A 17,062-nucleotide genomic window follows, 5' to 3' on the forward strand; every position below is an offset into this window, starting at 1 on the left:
TGACAGACACAACGCGGCACATCAAAGAGGCTCGAATTGACGAGGGGGCGGGCATGACAAGCCGCGTCATCCCGGTGGCCCCCTTCGTCCTGACCGTTTTCGGCGTGACAGGTGATCTCGCACGCCGCAAGCTGTTGCCGGCGCTGTTTCGCCGCGATTTCGCCGGCCAGTTGCCGGATGACGCCACCATTCTCGGCGTCGCGCGCGGTGCAATGTCGCGCGATGACTTCCTCGCCATGGTGCGCGAGGCGATCGTGCAACATGTGCCGGCATCGGAAACGACGGGAGCGGAACTCGATCGCTTCCTGGCCCGCATCTCCTACATGGCTGCCGACGCGGAAGGCGAGCATGGCTGGACCGAACTGGCGGCGGCGCTATCGGCCTATGCCGACCGCATCCAGGTGCACTATCTGGCAACGGCACCGCATCTGTTCGGGCCGATCTGCGAAAGGCTCGGTCACTACGGTCTTTCAAAGGGCGATTCCCGCATCGTCATCGAGAAGCCGATCGGCAAGGATCTCGAATCCGCAATCCGGTTCAATCAAACCGTCGGGAAGATTTTTCCGGAGGAACGCGTCTATCGGATCGATCACTATCTCGGCAAGGAGACGGTGCAGAACTTGATGGCGCTGCGGTTCGCCAACGCGCTGTTCGAACCGCTGTGGAATGCCGCCCACATCGACCATGTGCAGATCACGGTCGCCGAATCCATCGGCGTGGAGGAACGCGGCCCCTACTACGACAAGTCCGGCGCGCTGCGCGACATGGTTCAGAACCATCTTCTGCAGCTGCTCTGTCTGGTGGCGATGGAGCCGCCACATTCGCTCGAGGCGGATGCCGTGCGCGACGAGAAGCTCAAGATCCTGAAGTCGCTGGAACGGATCGACGAAACCAACGCTGCATTCCTGACCGTACCAGGCCAATACCGCGCCGGCGCATGCAATGGCATCGCTGTGCCCGGCTACGCGGAAGAGATCGCAGATCGCCCAAGCTCGACGGAGACGTTCGTTGCGCTCAAGGCGGCCGTTGCAAATTGGCGCTGGACCGGCGTTCCCTTCTACCTGCGCACCGGAAAGCGGCTGCAACAACGCAGCTCCGAGATCGTCGTGACCTTCCGCAAGGTCCCGCATTCGATTTTCAATTCGAATTCGGGAAAGGCGTTGCAGACGCGGCTCGTGATCCGTCTGCAGCCCGACGAGGGAATCAAGCTCTGGCTGATGATCAAGGAGCCCGGACCGGGCGGCATGCGGTTGCAATATGTCCCTCTCGACATGAGCTTTGCGGAAGCATTCGACGTCTCCGTGCCGGACGCTTACGAGCGGCTGTTGATGGATGTGGTCCGCGGCGACGCGACCTTGTTCATGCGCCGGGACGAAGTCGAAGCGGCATGGCGCTGGATCGACCCGATCCGTCAGGCGTGGAGCCGGATGAATGAAATCCCGCGTCCCTACGTTGCCGGCAGCTGGGGCCCCTCCGCCGCCGTCGCGCTGATCGAACGCGACGGCCGCACATGGATGGAGGACGGTCCGTGACCACGGAGCAGCTTGTCGCCGATGCCAGGTCCGCAGTCAGGAGGCGTGTATGACGATCGAAGCAAAGGTCAATGCGCGGGTGGCCGAAGTGACGGACCGCATCATCAGGCGCAGTCACGACAGCCGGGCACGCTATCTCGACCGCATTGCGAACGCGGCGAGCACGCCGGTCCGCCGGCGGCTGGGATGCGCCAACCAGGCCCACGCCTTCGCGGCCTGCGGCGGGCACGACAAGAAGCTGATGCAGGACGGTCACGTCCCCAGCCTCGGAATTGTCACGGCCTACAACGATATGCTCTCGGCGCATCAGCCCTACGAGCGTTTCCCTGAACTTATCCGACGGAGCGCGCGCGCAGCCGGCGGGGTCGCCCAGGTCGCGGGCGGCGTACCGGCGATGTGCGACGGCATCACCCAGGGCGAAGCGGGAATGGAGCTCTCGCTGTTCTCGCGCGAGGTCATCGCCTTGTCCACCGCGATCGCGCTGTCGCATCAAACCTTCGACGCCGCGGTGTTTCTCGGCATCTGCGACAAGATCGTGCCGGGCCTCGTGATCGGTGCATTGTCGTTCGGGCATCTGCCCGCGGTCTTCATTCCATCGGGTCCGATGACCTCGGGCCTCGCCAACGACGCAAAAGCAAAAATCCGGCAGGCTTACGCGGAAGGAAAGGTCGGCCGCGACGCCTTGCTGGAAGCCGAGGCGCAGGCCTATCACGGCGCGGGGACGTGCACGTTTTACGGCACCGCCAATACCAACCAGATGCTGATGGAGATCATGGGCCTGCAGCTGCCGGGCGCATCCTTCGTGAACCCGAACACGCCCCTGCGCGATGCGCTCACCTGTGCCGCCACCGAACGCGCGTTGGACATCACATCGCTCGGCAATCAGTACATCCCGATCGGTCGCGTGCTCGACGAGCGCGCCTTCGTCAACGGCATCGTGGGGCTGCACGCCACCGGCGGCTCGACCAATCTGACGCTGCACCTGGTTGCCATGGGCGCGGCGGCCGGCCTCACACTGACCTGGGACGATTTCGCCGACCTTGCGGAGGTGACGCCGCTGATCGCGCGGATCTATCCCAACGGCTCCGCAGACGTGAATCATTTCCATGCCGCCGGCGGCATGAGCTTCCTGATCCGGGAATTGCTTGCTGCCGGGCTCCTGCACCGCGACGCCCTGACCGTCTGCGGCGCCGGGCTCGATGCGTACCTGCAAGAGCCGCGGCTCGATGTCGAGGGAAGGCTGACGTGGCGCGATGGACCGGCCGCAAGCGGCGATACCGCCGTGCTGCGGGGGACCTCTGACCCGTTCCAAACGACAGGCGGCCTCCGGGTTCTGAACGGCAGTCTCGGGCGCGCCGTCATCAAGACCTCTGCAGTGGCGCCGCAGCGCCATGTGATCGAAGCGCCGGCACGCGTGTTCCATTGCCAGGAGGATCTGCAACGGAGCTTCGCTGCCGGCGAGCTCACGGGTGATATGATTGCGGTGGTGCGCTTCCAGGGCCCCAAAGCAAACGGAATGCCGGAGCTGCACAAGCTGATGCCGCTCCTTGGCGTTCTTCAGGACCGCGGGCTGAAAGTGGCACTTGTGACCGACGGGCGGCTTTCGGGCGCCTCGGGCAAGGTTCCCACCGCCATTCACGTCACGCCAGAAGCGGCTGACGGCGGTGCGATTGCGCGGATTCGCGACGGCGACGTCATCAGGCTCGACGCCGAAACTGGTCGGCTGGACGTGCTCGTCGCCCCGGGCGAGTGGGCCGCGCGAGCCTGCGCGCAAGCCGATCTCTCCGCAGCACATACCGGGATTGGCCGCGAGCTCTTCGGGTTCTTCCGCGAGCGCGTCAGCTGCGCAGATCGCGGCGCCAGCGTTTTTGTGACGTGAATGCAAAAGGCGGCCGGCGCAGGTGAGATGGGCTTGCATGGGTAACGCGCTGCGGAGCACGATTTGCCTTCTTGCCTGATGATGGCTCCGTCCGGCTCGCAGCGCCGCGCTCATGGCCCGGCGCTCTCGCGGCGTGTTTCACCCGAGCTTTGCCTTGTCATTTCATTCTCTTGCTGCCCTCAAAACCAAGAGGGCGCAGGGAAGACCGGGTGCCGACCTCGCACCCGCGGTCCGCTGCGCGAAAATGTAGCGCAAAAAGACCGCACAGCAGCATACAGGTGGTGCCGAACACTCGGCCTTCCCTGCGCAGTGGTTTGACGGCTTATGCCGCGCTCTCCCGGGAGCCGAATTCCTTCTGGCCTCCCTCGCCTTGCGAATTAGCGATGTGGCCAGCCCGGTTGGACGCTCCACACCTCCGCAAAGGCTTGACCGTAGCGACGACGGCCGGGACCACACGGTTTTGCCGTACGCTGGGGTTCGCGAGTTCGCCGCATGATCGTCCGGCCGTGTCGACGTTGCCGGAAGCATGCCGGCGAGACGAACCTGACAGCGCCGTTCGTCTGCGCGAAGGTTTCGGACTCACAGGGACTACCCGCCCTGCCCGCACCCATCGCGCCCAACGCTGCCCGCGTCCACCGCAAGCCCGGCTCGCAATCAAGACGACTCGAGACCGCCCCTCAAGGATGAGCCGGGATGGAGCGAAACATACGCCATTTCCGAATTTCGGTAAAGTGGAATATTTTTGCGGGGAGGGGTTGACGCAGTGCGAAACAGGAGCGGTTGGTCGCAAGAGATTACTGGTAGCTCGGAGCGGCCGCCAGCGACTGGGAGTCGGGGTGAAAAAACCCCAGCTTCACAAAGGATGGTGAGCTGGGGCAAGTTCACCTTCTCGCCCAGGATCACGAACCTGGGCTATCGGGAAAACGTGGCAATCGCTCCGTCGTTCCTCGCGGCCGCGCCGGTTGAAGCCCGCAAACACAACAAATGTTGTTGTGAATTACGGGGAAAATGCCCCCTTAATGGCACGATCTACTTAGGTTTCTGTTTGGATGTTGTGCGCATGTCACGCCAACGCACCAGTTCTGCTCTTGATCAATACCAGCTTGCTGTCGATGAGATCGTTGCAGCTTGTGACGGTGATTGGCGCGGCGCACTCAGAGCGCTGATGCTGCTGAATGAGCGGCTGGAGCTGAGATTGGAGCAGATGAGTGAGGTTCATCCTCCTCACCAGCGGCTGCATTAGTACGCAGGATGGGTTGGGCCTTTGCGAAACCCATCACTCCCGCGGCCTCGGATCGCTGCGTGCGGGCTCGTCGTAGCCCTTGCGGCGGCTGTAGAACATCAGGGCCGTCAGGCCGACGCCGATCACGAACATCAGGACGGCAGCAACTCCAAGGATGACATTGCGGTAAAGCGGCATTGGTGAGGTGGCTTGCCACACCGACGCGCAGTACCAGACAGCCAGAACAAGAAGAGCTGCCAGAGCCGCAGAAAGAAGCCAATGCCTGGTGTTGCGCACAATTGCCTCCGTCATAGGAACTCGGGACCCGCACAAGCTCCGCGACAAATCTGCCGCCGCCGGGATGTGAGACTTTCGCTGGAACGTTGCTAAACCCACCGCCAGCCGCAATGACGACGACCTCGGTGCCACCAGCAAACCCAGCGACGGCGCCGGCGCGGCGGCGGGCGGCCCCAGCCGGGAGCAGGTCCAGGTCCCCAGCCGGGACCCGGTCCCCACTGCGCCTGGGTCAGGAGATTCGACCGCCCGGCGGCCTTGGCAAGATCGGGAGCCATCGGCATCGCTTCTGCGGCCTCAATGAAACGAACCCCAATCGCGCCGATCGCGGCGGCGGCAACGGCGTTCCGGGCAAAGCCAAGGAAAGCTCGACGGTTGGGAGTATCCATCATCTTTCTCCTCTTGTTACGCAGTGCTTCGCGCAGCGTGAAGCGCGTAGAGCAGCCAGGCGAGGCCGTGCGAGATCAGATCGACGCCCAGCAGGAAGCCGAGCGCCCAGGCGCTGATGGTGGGAAAGCCAAACAGGATGAGCAGCCCGGCAAGGACCGCGAAGAGACCGGAGACCAGCATCATCCAACCGTTCTGCCGCCAATAGGCGAAACTCAGCACGCATCTGATGACACCCGATGCGAACAGCACGGCGCCGAGGAAATAGGTCAGTATCAGGGCGCCCGCAGCCGGCTGAGTCAGAAGCACGAGTCCGAGGGCGACATAGAGTGCGCCGAGCAGGATCTGCCACAGGAAGCCGCCCCACCCCCTGGTCCAGAAGGCATGGACGATCTCGAACGCACCCGCTGCAATTGCCGCCAGCCCGATCAGCTTCACGCTGATGACAGTCGCGACCACCACATCGCCCAGCACCGCGACGCCGGCGCCAATCATCACGATGCCGAGAAGGACGCAGACCCACAGGGGCGGAGGACCCAGCGCTTCGATGCCGGACCGGCCGTCGTAGACCGTCATGCCATCCTCCTGGACCGCGATCATCTGCCTGGCATGATAACTTCGACCCCGCGGCCTCGGCATCCGACGAAACCCTGAGCAAGAAAGCGGGAAATCCAACGTCGTCACCCGCTGTCGCGCGCTATCGCCGGCCGCGTGGGCCCAATGTCAGATTGGTGACGCCGGCCGCGAGATTGAGCCCGATCGATCGCTCGATCGACAGTGGCTGCAACATGATACTTCGGCGCGATCCGCCAATCAGAACGTTGGCTCCGAGGCCCGGTCCAAGGGCGATGGCGCCGCTCGCTCCCACATAGTTCCCGCGCAAGGTGGCGGGGCCGATCCGGGAATTCCTGGCGAGGACGCCCCAGGACAAGGTGCCGGCCGAGGTCACGCCAAGGTCGAGACCGATGCGCCTGATGCGTCCCTCATAGACATATGGTTGACGTGTCCTGCGCGCGTAGAACACGCAGCGCAGCGCTTGCGCCGATCCAAGAACCAGCCCCACGCGCGGCTCACTGAAGCACAACAGTCTGCCGACCCGGAATGCCTCGGCGCGGGCGGGCAAGGCGGTGCATATCAAGGCGAACGCACCGATGAAAACGAGCCGCATTGTTCGCATTCAAGCCTCCCTGTGGTTGTTGATGGATCTCGTCGCTGGCCGTCGGTCCTGGCGAAGCCAGAACGTGATGCCGAGCCCGATCAGCAGCACGGCACCCAGCAGGAAGAAGAAGACCGACTGCTTCAGCCAGGATATCGCCGGGACGGCCAAGCCCATCGCAAGGCCGAGGAAGGAGATTTGCAGCGACAGAAGGCTGACGCCCGCCAGAAACGTGCCGAGTGCGAGCAAGGTCAGCAGGACGAGGCCGGTTGCCGGTGTGGGAAGCAATTGCTGCACGCCCGACACCAGCATGATGTTCATGGTGACCAGGACGGCAACCCAATGCAGCGCCTGGGTCCAGATCAATCGGAGCTGGGCCTCCTTGCCCTCCGCCTCCGGCCATTTGGTGACGACGCAGACGACGCCGATGGACAGCGCCAGGAATTCCCAATAGCCGACAAGAGGCTGGTGGGACACGTTGGTATAGGCGACGCCCGCGATGGCGAGCACCAGCGCCACGACATAGGGCAATTGCTGCCACAGGAAGTGAGCCATCCCCGAACGCGGTGCGGGGCTCTCCGTGCCATCGTTCCGTTCGACTTCGACGTCGCTCATGGTCATCCACTTACGAATGTTTCGCGTTCAACCTTTTCTTGCAACGTCCGCCTGGGATCATCCTCAAGCCAGTCCTCGACGTAGAACCGGATGATCGCAACCCGCCCGACGGCGACCGCGGGCATGGCGAGCGCGATGCCCATGACGCCGAACATCGCGCCCAGCAGGACGATCGCAACCAAGGTCCAGGCAGGAGGAATTTCGACAGCCTGGCGCTGGATCAACGGGCCGATGACATAGCCTTCCACCGACTGGATGATGGTGTAGACCACGATGGCCCAGATCAGCAGTGAGGCGCCGAGCGGCATTGCCACGAGCGCAATCGGAATCGCGGCCAGGATCGGCCCGAGATACGGGATGAAATTGGACAAGCCCGCCTGCAATCCCAGCACGAACGGACCTGGCAGCCCGATGAGATAGAGCGCGATCCACACGCACAGCGTCATGAGGATGATGCGGACCAATTGCCCGACGAACCACAGCCGCATGACGGCGCCCATCTCGTCCATGACGGCGCTCGCCCGCGCGCGATACGACCGCTTCATCAGCATGACCAGGCTGTCGCGATGGCTGATCGGATCAAACGCGAACAGGATTCCGAGGAACAGGATCACGAGAGCGCCGGTCAAGAGGCTCGATGCGCCGCCAAGCACGATCTGGGCATGGCTGATCAACCTGCCCTGGTCGGAGAAAAGCCATTGCGAGAAATTCCGGCCGCCTTCCGGCCCAAGCAGCTCCACGCCGTACGACAGCAGTTGCGCCTGGACGATGTCGAGTTGGGTGTCCATCACCTTGATCAAGTTCCGCGTCTGCTCCGGCAGCTTGCCCGCGCCCCAGTCGAGGCCGAACCCCGCGATGGCCGATAGCAGCAACAGCACCAGCGTCAGCCGCCAGGCACGATTGAGCGGGATGACCGGCGCCAGCGCCCGCGCTGACGCATCGAGAAACGCCGCGCACAGCACACCCGCGAAGATGAGCAGCAGGCTGGAGACCGTCTGCCAGACCAGGAACAGCGCGACGCCGGCGGCGAGCAGGCTCAGTCCCGTCCCCAGCATGCTGCGCGGTCCGGCATCGCGGCTGGGTTCGTCGCCTCGTGCGACTTGGTCGTCTCTCTCGCCTGGACTCGCATCGTTCATGGGTCGACCGATTTTGCAGGTCTTACTGCGGCGTCTGGACCTGGCTGCGGACGCGGCGGCTGCCAAAGTGCGGATGCTTGCCGCCGCGATGACGCCAGTACCGGTGCTTGGTCGGTGTCATGCTGGTATTGGGCGTCGTTGCAGCGGATGCGGGAGGCGCGTTCGACTGGGCAAAGGACAGGGTCGGCGGTGCGGCCACCGCCGCCATTCCGATCAGGATCAGGGCGCCGAAGAGCGTGATTTTCATGTTCGCCTCCAAATGATCAGAGGTGGCTCAATTCAGATCGAGATGGCTCCGGTCGCGAGTGCATAGATGCCGGCGCATGCGGCGATGGCGATCGCTGCAAACAGAACGGCCTCGAGCGGTGTGAAGGTCGCTTGCTTGCGTTCGCGCTTCGCCAGAAAGAACAGCAACGTGCCGGGCGCATACAGAATCGACGACAGCAGCAGAAACTTGGGCCCGCCGGCGTAGATCATGCCGATCGCGTAAAGCGTCGCGATGATCGCGCGGATCCAATCGACGATGCGCGCCCGCTCGAAGGCCTTGTAGGTCTCGCCGCGCGAAGCCAGTTTCAGGCCATAGGCCGCGACCAGGAAGTACGGAACCAGCGTCATCGCGCTGGTCATCTTCAGGGCGAGCGTGAAGGCGTATTCGGCAAACCAGGTCACGAGCAGGAAGAGCTGGATGACGCAATTGGTGAGCCAGAGCGCACCGGAGGGAACGTCGTGCGCGTTTACGCGGGCGAGAAACGAGGGCATGGTGCGATTGACGGCCGCGGAATGCAGCACCTCGGCCGCCAGCAGCGACCATGAAAGATAGTTGCCGAGGATCGAGATCAGCAATCCGACGCTGATGAACACGCCGCCCCAGCGACCAACCATCGCTTCCATGACGCCCGCCATCGACGGCGTCGGGAGGCCCGCCAGCTGTTGTCGCGGCAGCACGCCATACGACAGCAGCGTCACCAGGACGAGAAGGCAAAGAACGGTCAGAAAGCCGACGACAGTTGCGAAGCCGATGTCGGCGCGGTTCTGGGCATAGCGGGAATATACGCTTGCCCCCTCGATCCCGACGAAGACAAATACCGTCAGCAGCATCGTGCTGCGGACCTGGGTGAACACATCGGAAGCATCCGGCGCTTGCGTTCCCCAGAAATTCCCGGTGAACACATCGCCGTCGAGGGTGATCGCGGCCACGACGATGAACAGGAATATCGGGATGACCTTGGCGTAGGTCGCCACGGTGTTGAGCGCGGTCGCGCCCTTGATGCCGCGCAACACCAGCACGTGCACGCTCCACAGGAGCACGGTTGCGGAAGCAATGGCGATCGGTGTCGAGCCGTCGCCGAACACCGGGAAGAATATTCCCAGCGTCGCCTTGATCAGGATGAGGCAGGCGACGTCGGCAAGACAGCAGCCGATCCAGTAGCCGACGGCCGAGGCGAACCCGATATACTCCCCGAATCCAGCCTTGGCATAAGCGTAAATGCCGGCATCAAGGTCGGGCTTGCGCCGTGACAGCGATTGGAACACCTGCGCCAGCATGAGCATGCCCGTGCCTGCGATCGCCCAGGCGATGATCGCTCCGAATGCGCCGGTGGCTCGTCCGAACGATGCCGGCAATGCAAAGATGCCGGAGCCGACCATCGACCCGATCACAAGGGCGATGAGGGCGTTGCGGGAGAGCTTCTGGTTGGCGTCGTTGGTCGAAGGAGCCATGAGGACGGCCTTCCAAATCCGGGACGAAGCCGGCACCGATGGCGGCCGATCCCGGTGACGAGCCTAGAGGCACCTCTCACCTTCGGACATCAGGGATTCTCTGTAGGAGCCAGAGCAGGAAATCGGCCCGTGCCGGAGCCCAGCAAGCCGCCTTCAGGGCTTGATCAGATTCTTGGCGGCGGGTGCAGCCGGGCCCTCATCGCCACCGCACGACGGCGATCCGGGAAGAGCGGCGCGCGCTACGAAGACGACACCGGCGCGGAAGAACTCGCCGGCCTTCGCGAGCTCGGCGGCGATCCGCTGGGCATGCAGAACGGCTGCGTCGTCATTGGCATGGTCGCATCCGATGCCATCGGGACAAAGCCCGTATTTGTCGACGATATGGAAGAAGAAGCGCATGCCGCAGAATTAAGCCGGATCACCGCCGGCTTCCAAGTGACAAAGCCGTAAGAGGCCTACGCCAAAGGGATGAGAAGCGGCGCCAGATTGCGCAATCGTCATGCGCGGGATGGTGCCGTGAAGGCGGGGTTGCAGGGGTTTTCGCCAGGGGCACTCGGGTGATTGTCCGATGTCGTCGCCTGGTCCTGGAGGGTAGCGTGGCTCTAGCTCCGCGAGTTCAGGAGGAGGCAGGCGATGTCAAACCTCGACCAGAACCTTTCGACATCAGGCGCGATCGGCCGCGGCACGGCTGCGGTGGACGCCGGATTGCGCAACTATATGATGCGCATCTACAACTACATGGCCGCGGGTGTCGGCCTCACCGCCGTCGCCGCGTGGCTGACCCACCAGCTCACCGGCCCGGCGCTGCTGCAAAGTCCCTTGATGTGGGTGTTTATCCTGGCGCCGCTGGCGCTGGTGTTCTTCATCGGCACGCGCATCAATACGCTCTCGGCATCAACGGCGCGCCTGCTGTTCTTCGTCTATGCAGCGCTGGTCGGCGTGTCGCTCTCGACCTTGTTCCACATCTATACCAGCGCTTCGATCACCCGCGTATTCTTCATCTCCGCCGCAACGTTCGGGGCGCTCAGCGTCTTTGGCTACACAACGCGGCGCGACCTCTCCGGCCTCGGCACCTTCCTGTTCATGGGGCTCATTGGCGTCATCATCGCCAGCCTGGTGAACATCTTCCTGCGGTCAACCGGGCTCGACTGGCTGATTTCGATCGTAGGCGTCGGCGTCTTTGCCGGCCTTACGGCCTACGACACGCAGCGGATCAAGGCGATGTACGATGCCGGTGACGATGAAACTTCGGCAGGCCGCAAGTCGGTCATTTCGGCGCTGTCGCTCTATCTCAACTTCATCAACCTGTTCACGATGATGCTACGCCTGCTCGGCGGCCGGCGCTGAACGGCCAAAGGCGGCCGTTTCAGGCCGCCGGCCGCTCCGCGGCAGCGCTTGCGAGCGCGTCGCGCAGTGCCTGTTCCTTGGCGTCGTCCAGCGACGTCTTCAGCACCGTTCCGCCGGCGTCCTTGATCTCCTTCAGCACCTTGTCGGCCGTCATGTTCTTGATCAGGACGAACAACGCGGCGTTGCCGGTGTGGAGTGAGCCGGCCAGCTGCTTCATGAAGGCGTCATCGATGCCGAAATCGGACAATGCACCGCCAAGTGCGCCGGATGCCGCGCCGATCGCGACACCGAGGATCGGATTGAGGAAGATCACGCCGATCAGAAGACCCCAGAAGCTTCCGGTCATCGCGCCCATCGCGGTGGTGTTGACGAGTTGATTGAGCTTGATGCCGCCGGACTCCGTTTTCACGGCGATCACAGCGTCGCTTATCGTGATCAGGTACTCTTTCTGCAGTTTGAGGAGACGCTGACGTACCTCCTCGGCTTTCGCTTCGGACGGATACACGATCGCGACGAGATCGGACATTGAGACCTCCGTTTCCATTCCGCTCAGGACCGACTGGCCCCGACTGCACAGCACGACATCCAGGATAGAGCGTGAGCCGCCACCCCGGCATCCGACAAAACCCGAGGTGCGAAGGATGTTTTTCCGATCCGGGCAGGCGTTCAATCCGCTCCAAACATCGAAGCGGCGAGCAGCACCGTCACGGCGAGCATGCAGATGCCGGCCGCCGGCCATTGACGGAGGACATGATCGCCTCGCTCGACAAGGCTGCCAAGCTGCAGACAGGCGCGCCGAACATGATTCCGATTGCGCCAACCGTATTCTGGGGACCGATGGCCGTTGCAATCATGGGCGGCCTGCTGGTTGCGACCGTCCTGACCTTGGTCCTGCTGCCGACAATGTACGTGGCCTGTTTCGGCGAGAAGGAACGCACCGGCGCTCCCGCACCGGCGCCGTCTTGAGCCGTCGTTTCCGGCGAGGGAAATCCCGGCCCTCCCCTGGGTGATCACCCGATATTCCAGGCTCTGCCCAAGGCGCATGGTGCAACGACCGGGCAAGTCAATCGGCCAGGATGTAGCGCACCCCTCGTGTCGCGAGGTCTCCCCATGACTGGGACGCCGTCAATCCAAAAACTCTCTCTGTTCGCATTGACCGCAATGGTGGTCGGCTCGATGGTCGGCTCGGGCATCTTCTCCTTGCCCCGCACCTTCGGCATCGCCACCGGCCCGTTCGGCGCCATCTTTGCCTGGTGCATCGCCAGTGGCGGCATGTACACCCTCGCGCGGGTGTTCCAGACGCTGGCCGAGCGGAAGCCCGAGCTCGATGCCGGCGTCTACGCCTATGCCAAGGCGGGGTTTGGCGACTATCCCGGCTTCTTATCGGCATTTGGCTACTGGATCGGCAGCTGCATCGGCAACGTATCCTACTGGGTCCTGATCAAGTCGACCCTGGGCGCTTTCTTCCCGGTCTTCGGAGAAGGTAACACGGTGACCGCGATTGTCGTCGCCTCGATCGGAATCTGGCTCTTCCACTTCATGATCCTGCGCGGCGTGCAGCAGGCGGCCGCAATCAACACGGTCGTCACCATCGCCAAGATCGTGCCGATCCTGGTCTTCATCGTCATTCTCGCGGTCGCGTTCAAATACGACATGTTCCGCGCCAATTTCTGGGGCGGCGAAGGCATGCCGGACAAGGGTCTGTTCGACCAGATCCGTGCGACCATGCTGGTCACGGTGTTCGTGTTTCTGGGGATCGAGGGCGCCAGCGTCTATTCACGCTACGCCAAGGAGCGATCTCACGTCGGCGCGGCGACGATTTTGGGCTTTGTGATCGTCACCAGTCTCATGGTGCTCGTCACCATGCTGCCTTACGCGGTGCTTCCCCGCGCGGACATCGCCGAGATGCGGCAGCCGTCCATGGCGACGGTGCTCGAGGCGGTGGTCGGGCATTGGGGTGCCGTCTTCGTCAGCATCGGGCTCCTCGTCTCGGTGCTCGGAGCCTATCTTGCATGGTCCCTGATCTGTGCCGAGGTGCTTTCGGCGGCCGGCCGGACCAGGGACATGCCAGCCCTGTTCGGAACGGAGAATGCGAACAAGGTCCCGGCCGCGGCGCTGTGGCTGACGAATGTGATCGTCCAGCTCTTCGTCATCAGCACCTATTGGTCGCAGGATGCGTTCGCGTTGATGCTTAATCTGACAAGCGTGATGTCACTGATTCCATTCTTCCTGGTCGCGGCCTACGGGCTTCGGCTCGTCAGGCGGGGCGAGACCTATGAGAAGAGCGGCAGTGAGCGCACACGCGACACGATCTTCGCCGGCATCGCCTTCATCTACACGCTGTTCCTGATCTACTCTGCCGGGATGAAGTTTCTGCTGCTGTCCCTGATCCTCTACGCGCCTGGGACGGCCCTGTACTTCTGGGCGCGCCTGGAACGGAAGGCGAAGGTCTTCACAGCTGTCGAGTGGGGCATCTTCATCGCAGCCGCCGTCGGCGCGGCTGTCGGAATCCACGGATTGGCCACTGGCTACATTACGATCTAGGCAGCAAAACTCGCGGGAGCTCCCATGGCAAATCAGACGTCGGCCACTTCGATTCGCTTTGGTGTCCATTCGGAGGTCGGGCAGTTGAGGAAGGTCCTGGTCTGCTCGCCCGGCCGCGCCCATCAGCGCCTGACGCCGTCGAATTGCGACACCCTGCTGTTTGACGATGTGCTGTGGGTGGAAAACGCAAAGCGCGATCATTTCGACTTCGTGCAGAAGATGCGCGACCGCGGCGTCGACGTCGTCGAGATGCACAATCTGCTGGCGGAGACGGTCGCGATCCCCGAGGCCAGGAAGTGGATTCTCGACAACCAGGTCGTTCCCGATCAGGTCGGCCTTGGCCTCGTCGACGAGCTTCGCTCCTACCTCGAAGGCCTCAAGCCGCGCGACCTTGCGGAAACCCTGATCGGCGGCGTGTCGACCCATGATTTCCCGGACGCACATGGCGGTGAGACGCTCAAGCTGGTCCGTGAAGCGGCAGGCATGACCGAGTATCTGCTGCCGCCATTGCCGAACACGCTGTACACACGGGATACGACCTGCTGGATCTACGGCGGGGTCACGCTCAACTCGCTCTATTGGCCTGCGCGCCACGAAGAGCCGATCCTCACGACGGCGATCTACAAGTTCCACCCGGATTTCGCCGGAAAGGTGAATGTCTGGTGGGGCGATCCGACCAGGGATCACGGACTGGCCACACTCGAAGGCGGCGACGTGATGCCGATCGGCAAGGGCAATGTGCTGATCGGCTTGAGCGAGCGCACCTCGCGTCAGGCGATCAGCCAACTCGCTGCGGCGCTCTTCAAGCAGAAGGCGGCCGAACGCGTCATCGTCGCCGCCATGCCGAAGTTGCGCGCTGCGATGCATCTCGACACCGTGTTCACCTTCGCCGACCGCGATTGCGTGCTGCTTTATCCCGACATCGTCAACAACATCACGGCGTACTCCTATCGGCCGGCCGACAATGCCACCGGCATCGAACTACGGAAAGACGAGAAGCCGTTCGTGGAGGTCGTGGCCGAGGCGCTCGGTCTGAAGAGGCTGCGCGTCGTCGAGACGGGCGGCAACGCCTATATGCGCGAGCGAACGCAGTGGGACAGCGGAGCTAACCTGGTTTGCGCCTCACCAGGCGTCGTGTTCGCCTATGATCGCAACACCTATACCAACACGCTGCTGCGCAAGGAGGGGATCGAGGTCATCACCATCGTCGGCGCCGAGTTGGGGCGGGGCCGCGGAGGCGGACACTGCATGACCTGCCCGATCATCAGGGACGCGGTGGACTACTAGGCAGATCGCGTGGGGACCGGCCGTGGCCGGCGTGTCACGGCCGAGCGCCACTTCAGGCGAGATGGAACTCACGATCATCGAGTTCCGATCGTAGCAGCGAAGCGTGGGCCTCCGCCATGGTTCATGAAGGCCATCCGCAGCGTTTGCCCATCGATTGCATCGTCTTTGAATCACTGTCCGACTTCGGCACAAACTGCATACTCGAACCCCGGGGCTTTCACAGATTCGAGAACTCGACGCTCCGGCAGGGCAACTTGTTTGTGTCCGCAACCTAACGGTGTATAACAGCGGAGCCCCGCGGGCGCGCGCATCCGTCCGCTTCGCCCAATTGGGCAAGGTAGGAGACGCTCGATATTGAGATTCAGTGTCGAGCGTCGCCGGAGAAGTGAGTGCGTGCCGTGAAGCCACATCGCTCTTCCCCCACCGAGCTGGATCATCCGATCTTCAATTTGGCCTCCATCCAGGAGGATATCCAGCAGCGGATCGCTTCCGATCTGCACGATTCGACATGCCAGCATCTGATCGCTGCGAGCCTGGGCCTGATGCGGATCCGGCGGAGCCTTTGCGATCCGGCTGCGACCGAGCGGCTGTGCCAGGAGATCGACGCGTCGATCGACGAAGCCCTCAGGGAAATTCGCGCCTTTGCCTATTTGCTGCATCCGCAGAATCTCACGCTGGAGAGGCTGAAGGCCACGATCGAGCATTACGCGGATGGTTTCGCGGCGCGCACGTCGCTGCGGGTCACGACCAGAATCGCGCCGGAGGTCGATCTGCTGCCTTACGAAAAGCAGCGCTCGATCCTGCGAGTTGTACAGGAGGGCCTCACGAACGTGTTCCGTCACGCGAAGGCGACGGAAGTGGGTATCGTCCTTGATGTGGCCGAGAGCGAGCTTCGGCTGACGATCAGCGACAACGGGCGCGGGTTTCGAGCCGACCAAGCCAGGCCAGGCGCGAGGGCGATATCGATCGGCGTCGGAATTCCCGCAATGAAAGCCAGACTTCAGCAAATCGGAGGTTCGCTCGAAATCTACTCCGATACGACGGCGCACCGTTCCGGCACGATCCTTCGGGCGGTGTTTCCGCACGGTCTGACGCCGAACAGGCGCAACTCGCGCAAGGCCGGCACTGATACGAGGGGCAACGAGCACGCTGTGAGGAAACAAGAACACTGAACACCGATGGCAGGCGAGAATACAGCCATTCAAGCCGGGCCGCCGTGTGAATGACCCCGGAGTACTCGGACATGAAGCGTTTCCTTATCGCTGATGATCATGAAGCCGTGCGATCAGGTTTGCGGGCAGTGCTCGAGCAGCGAACGGATTGGGAAGTGGTCGCCGAAGTGAGCGACGGCGGCAAGGTGTTGAGCGCGGCAATCGAGAGTCAGCCGCATGTCGCGATCGTGGATTTTTCGATGCCGCGAATGACCGGCGTGGAGGTTGCGCGGCGGATCAGGGAATATCCGTTGCCGACGGAAGTCTTGATCTTCACGGTGCACAATTCCGGCCTGCTTGCGGAGCAGGCGTTCGAGGCCGGTGCACGCGCGTTCCTGGTCAAATCGGATGCAAACAGATTGCTTCTGGCAGCCGTCGAATCGCTTCTGGTGCATAGGCGGTTTTGCAGCGTGAGTTGCCCGAGTGGAGCGAACCGGACATCGTGCGGCAATGCCGACCAGTCCCACGGGCTCACTCCGCGCGAGCAGCTCGTCGTCAAGCTGGTTGCGGAAGGTTACAGCAACAAGAGCATCAGCGCGCTCCTGAACCTCAGTGTCAAGACGACGGAGGCGCATCGGGCGGCGGCCATGCGCAAGCTGGACGTGAATTCAACTGCCGGCCTGGTCCGATACGCCGTACGCGCCTCGCTGGTCGAGGCGTGAGGGCGCATTGGCCCCGGAGATGTCGCGAGCGAGGGCGCTAGCTGAGTAACTTCGCAGAAGCATCTCAGGGT

The 17,062-nt window shown here is 63.0% G+C and carries 18 protein-coding genes; 10 read left to right on the top strand and 8 right to left on the bottom strand.

Going from position 1 to position 17,062, the window contains the following annotated elements; genetic code table 11:
- The first annotated feature begins 53 nt into the window (after positions 1–53).
- The 3 genes from zwf (at position 54) to AOQ71_RS50350 (ending at position 4,654) form a co-directional block, all read left to right on the top strand.
- Positions 54–1,532: a glucose-6-phosphate dehydrogenase gene (gene zwf, locus AOQ71_RS22200; protein ID WP_057751010.1), complete on the top strand. Its 1,479-nt coding sequence runs from the start codon at positions 54–56 to the stop codon at positions 1,530–1,532.
- Between the two features lie 49 nt (positions 1,533–1,581).
- Positions 1,582–3,411 (top strand): phosphogluconate dehydratase, encoded by a 1,830-nt coding sequence (gene edd / locus AOQ71_RS22205; protein WP_057751013.1) that lies wholly within the window; start codon positions 1,582–1,584, stop codon positions 3,409–3,411.
- Positions 3,412–4,273: 862 nt separating this feature from the next.
- Positions 4,274–4,654, top strand: coding sequence for a hypothetical protein (locus AOQ71_RS50350; protein WP_430648643.1), 381 nt, complete (start codon positions 4,274–4,276; stop codon positions 4,652–4,654).
- Positions 4,655–4,687: 33 nt separating this feature from the next.
- Here the strand turns inward: AOQ71_RS50350 and AOQ71_RS22210 are convergent, their stop codons facing one another.
- The 7 genes from AOQ71_RS22210 to AOQ71_RS22240 form a co-directional block, all read right to left on the bottom strand.
- Complete coding sequence (locus AOQ71_RS22210; RefSeq protein ID WP_245317066.1) at positions 4,688–4,930, bottom strand: hypothetical protein; 243 nt, start codon at positions 4,928–4,930, stop codon at positions 4,688–4,690.
- Between the two features lie 402 nt (positions 4,931–5,332).
- The gene (locus tag AOQ71_RS22215) at positions 5,333–5,890 is read right to left on the bottom strand and encodes an HdeD family acid-resistance protein (RefSeq protein WP_057751398.1); all 558 of its coding nucleotides are present in this window, start codon (positions 5,888–5,890) and stop codon (positions 5,333–5,335) included.
- A gap of 121 nt (positions 5,891–6,011) precedes the next feature.
- Positions 6,012–6,491, bottom strand: a complete 480-nt coding sequence (locus tag AOQ71_RS22220; RefSeq protein WP_063958285.1) for a DUF992 domain-containing protein — start codon at positions 6,489–6,491, stop codon at positions 6,012–6,014.
- Positions 6,492–7,085 (bottom strand): hypothetical protein, encoded by a 594-nt coding sequence (locus AOQ71_RS22225; protein WP_057751022.1) that lies wholly within the window; start codon positions 7,083–7,085, stop codon positions 6,492–6,494. It abuts the gene before it with no gap.
- 2 nt (positions 7,086–7,087) lie between these two features.
- Positions 7,088–8,140, bottom strand: coding sequence for an AI-2E family transporter (locus AOQ71_RS22230; RefSeq protein ID WP_245317067.1), 1,053 nt, complete (start codon positions 8,138–8,140; stop codon positions 7,088–7,090).
- Positions 8,141–8,243: 103 nt separating this feature from the next.
- On the bottom strand, positions 8,244–8,468 hold the full coding sequence (locus tag AOQ71_RS22235; protein ID WP_057751028.1) for a hypothetical protein: 225 nt from the start codon (positions 8,466–8,468) through the stop codon (positions 8,244–8,246).
- Between the two features lie 32 nt (positions 8,469–8,500).
- Entirely contained in the window at positions 8,501–9,940 is a 1,440-nt protein-coding gene (locus AOQ71_RS22240; RefSeq protein WP_057751030.1) for a basic amino acid/polyamine antiporter, read from the bottom strand.
- 54 nt (positions 9,941–9,994) lie between these two features.
- Here AOQ71_RS22240 and AOQ71_RS45265 point away from each other — a divergent pair, with 54 nt between their 5' ends.
- Positions 9,995–10,390, top strand: coding sequence for a hypothetical protein (locus tag AOQ71_RS45265; protein WP_162268395.1), 396 nt, complete (start codon positions 9,995–9,997; stop codon positions 10,388–10,390).
- Between the two features lie 183 nt (positions 10,391–10,573).
- Entirely contained in the window at positions 10,574–11,287 is a 714-nt protein-coding gene (locus AOQ71_RS22250) for a Bax inhibitor-1/YccA family protein (protein WP_057751035.1), read from the top strand.
- Positions 11,288–11,306: 19 nt separating this feature from the next.
- On the opposite strand, the gene AOQ71_RS22255 is transcribed toward AOQ71_RS22250, so the two are convergent.
- On the bottom strand, positions 11,307–11,813 hold the full coding sequence (locus tag AOQ71_RS22255; RefSeq protein ID WP_057751038.1) for a DUF1269 domain-containing protein: 507 nt from the start codon (positions 11,811–11,813) through the stop codon (positions 11,307–11,309).
- Positions 11,814–12,037: 224 nt separating this feature from the next.
- Here AOQ71_RS22255 and AOQ71_RS22260 point away from each other — a divergent pair, with 224 nt between their 5' ends.
- From AOQ71_RS22260 to AOQ71_RS22280, 5 genes are all read left to right on the top strand, one after another.
- Complete coding sequence (locus AOQ71_RS22260; protein ID WP_057751041.1) at positions 12,038–12,253, top strand: efflux RND transporter permease subunit; 216 nt, start codon at positions 12,038–12,040, stop codon at positions 12,251–12,253.
- Positions 12,254–12,397: 144 nt separating this feature from the next.
- A complete protein-coding gene (locus AOQ71_RS22265; protein ID WP_057751044.1) occupies positions 12,398–13,831 on the top strand; it encodes a basic amino acid/polyamine antiporter in 1,434 nt (477 codons plus the stop codon).
- A 24-nt stretch (positions 13,832–13,855) separates the two neighbouring features.
- Positions 13,856–15,118, top strand: coding sequence for an arginine deiminase (gene arcA, locus AOQ71_RS22270; RefSeq protein ID WP_057751046.1), 1,263 nt, complete (start codon positions 13,856–13,858; stop codon positions 15,116–15,118).
- A 389-nt stretch (positions 15,119–15,507) separates the two neighbouring features.
- A complete protein-coding gene (locus AOQ71_RS22275; protein WP_083514404.1) occupies positions 15,508–16,290 on the top strand; it encodes a sensor histidine kinase in 783 nt (260 codons plus the stop codon).
- Positions 16,291–16,361: 71 nt separating this feature from the next.
- The gene (locus tag AOQ71_RS22280) at positions 16,362–16,991 is read left to right on the top strand and encodes a response regulator (RefSeq protein ID WP_057751049.1); all 630 of its coding nucleotides are present in this window, start codon (positions 16,362–16,364) and stop codon (positions 16,989–16,991) included.
- Positions 16,992–17,062 lie beyond the last annotated feature (71 nt).

The sequence above is a fragment of the Bradyrhizobium manausense genome (assembly GCF_001440035.1).
In the GTDB taxonomy this organism is placed as follows: Bacteria; Pseudomonadota; Alphaproteobacteria; order Rhizobiales; family Xanthobacteraceae; genus Bradyrhizobium; species Bradyrhizobium manausense.

What these genes read in the sequence shown, in the direction of transcription:
- AOQ71_RS50350 (WP_430648643.1), top strand. Translation starts at nt 4,274, where the DNA reads ATGGTGAGCTGGGGCAAGTTCACCTTCTCGCCCAGGATCACGAACCTG.
- AOQ71_RS22240 (WP_057751030.1), bottom strand. Translation starts at nt 9,940, where the DNA reads ATGGCTCCTTCGACCAACGACGCCAACCAGAAGCTCTCCCGCAACGCC.
- zwf (WP_057751010.1), top strand. Translation starts at nt 54, where the DNA reads ATGACAAGCCGCGTCATCCCGGTGGCCCCCTTCGTCCTGACCGTTTTC.
- AOQ71_RS22220 (WP_063958285.1), bottom strand. Translation starts at nt 6,491, where the DNA reads ATGCGAACAATGCGGCTCGTTTTCATCGGTGCGTTCGCCTTGATATGC.
- AOQ71_RS22265 (WP_057751044.1), top strand. Translation starts at nt 12,398, where the DNA reads ATGACTGGGACGCCGTCAATCCAAAAACTCTCTCTGTTCGCATTGACC.
- AOQ71_RS22250 (WP_057751035.1), top strand. Translation starts at nt 10,574, where the DNA reads ATGTCAAACCTCGACCAGAACCTTTCGACATCAGGCGCGATCGGCCGC.
- AOQ71_RS22260 (WP_057751041.1), top strand. Translation starts at nt 12,038, where the DNA reads ATGATCGCCTCGCTCGACAAGGCTGCCAAGCTGCAGACAGGCGCGCCG.
- AOQ71_RS22215 (WP_057751398.1), bottom strand. Translation starts at nt 5,890, where the DNA reads ATGACGGTCTACGACGGCCGGTCCGGCATCGAAGCGCTGGGTCCTCCG.
- AOQ71_RS22235 (WP_057751028.1), bottom strand. Translation starts at nt 8,468, where the DNA reads ATGAAAATCACGCTCTTCGGCGCCCTGATCCTGATCGGAATGGCGGCG.
- edd (WP_057751013.1), top strand. Translation starts at nt 1,582, where the DNA reads ATGACGATCGAAGCAAAGGTCAATGCGCGGGTGGCCGAAGTGACGGAC.
- AOQ71_RS22255 (WP_057751038.1), bottom strand. Translation starts at nt 11,813, where the DNA reads ATGTCCGATCTCGTCGCGATCGTGTATCCGTCCGAAGCGAAAGCCGAG.
- arcA (WP_057751046.1), top strand. Translation starts at nt 13,856, where the DNA reads ATGGCAAATCAGACGTCGGCCACTTCGATTCGCTTTGGTGTCCATTCG.
- AOQ71_RS22230 (WP_245317067.1), bottom strand. Translation starts at nt 8,140, where the DNA reads ATGCTGGGGACGGGACTGAGCCTGCTCGCCGCCGGCGTCGCGCTGTTC.
- AOQ71_RS22225 (WP_057751022.1), bottom strand. Translation starts at nt 7,085, where the DNA reads ATGAGCGACGTCGAAGTCGAACGGAACGATGGCACGGAGAGCCCCGCA.
- AOQ71_RS22280 (WP_057751049.1), top strand. Translation starts at nt 16,362, where the DNA reads ATGAAGCGTTTCCTTATCGCTGATGATCATGAAGCCGTGCGATCAGGT.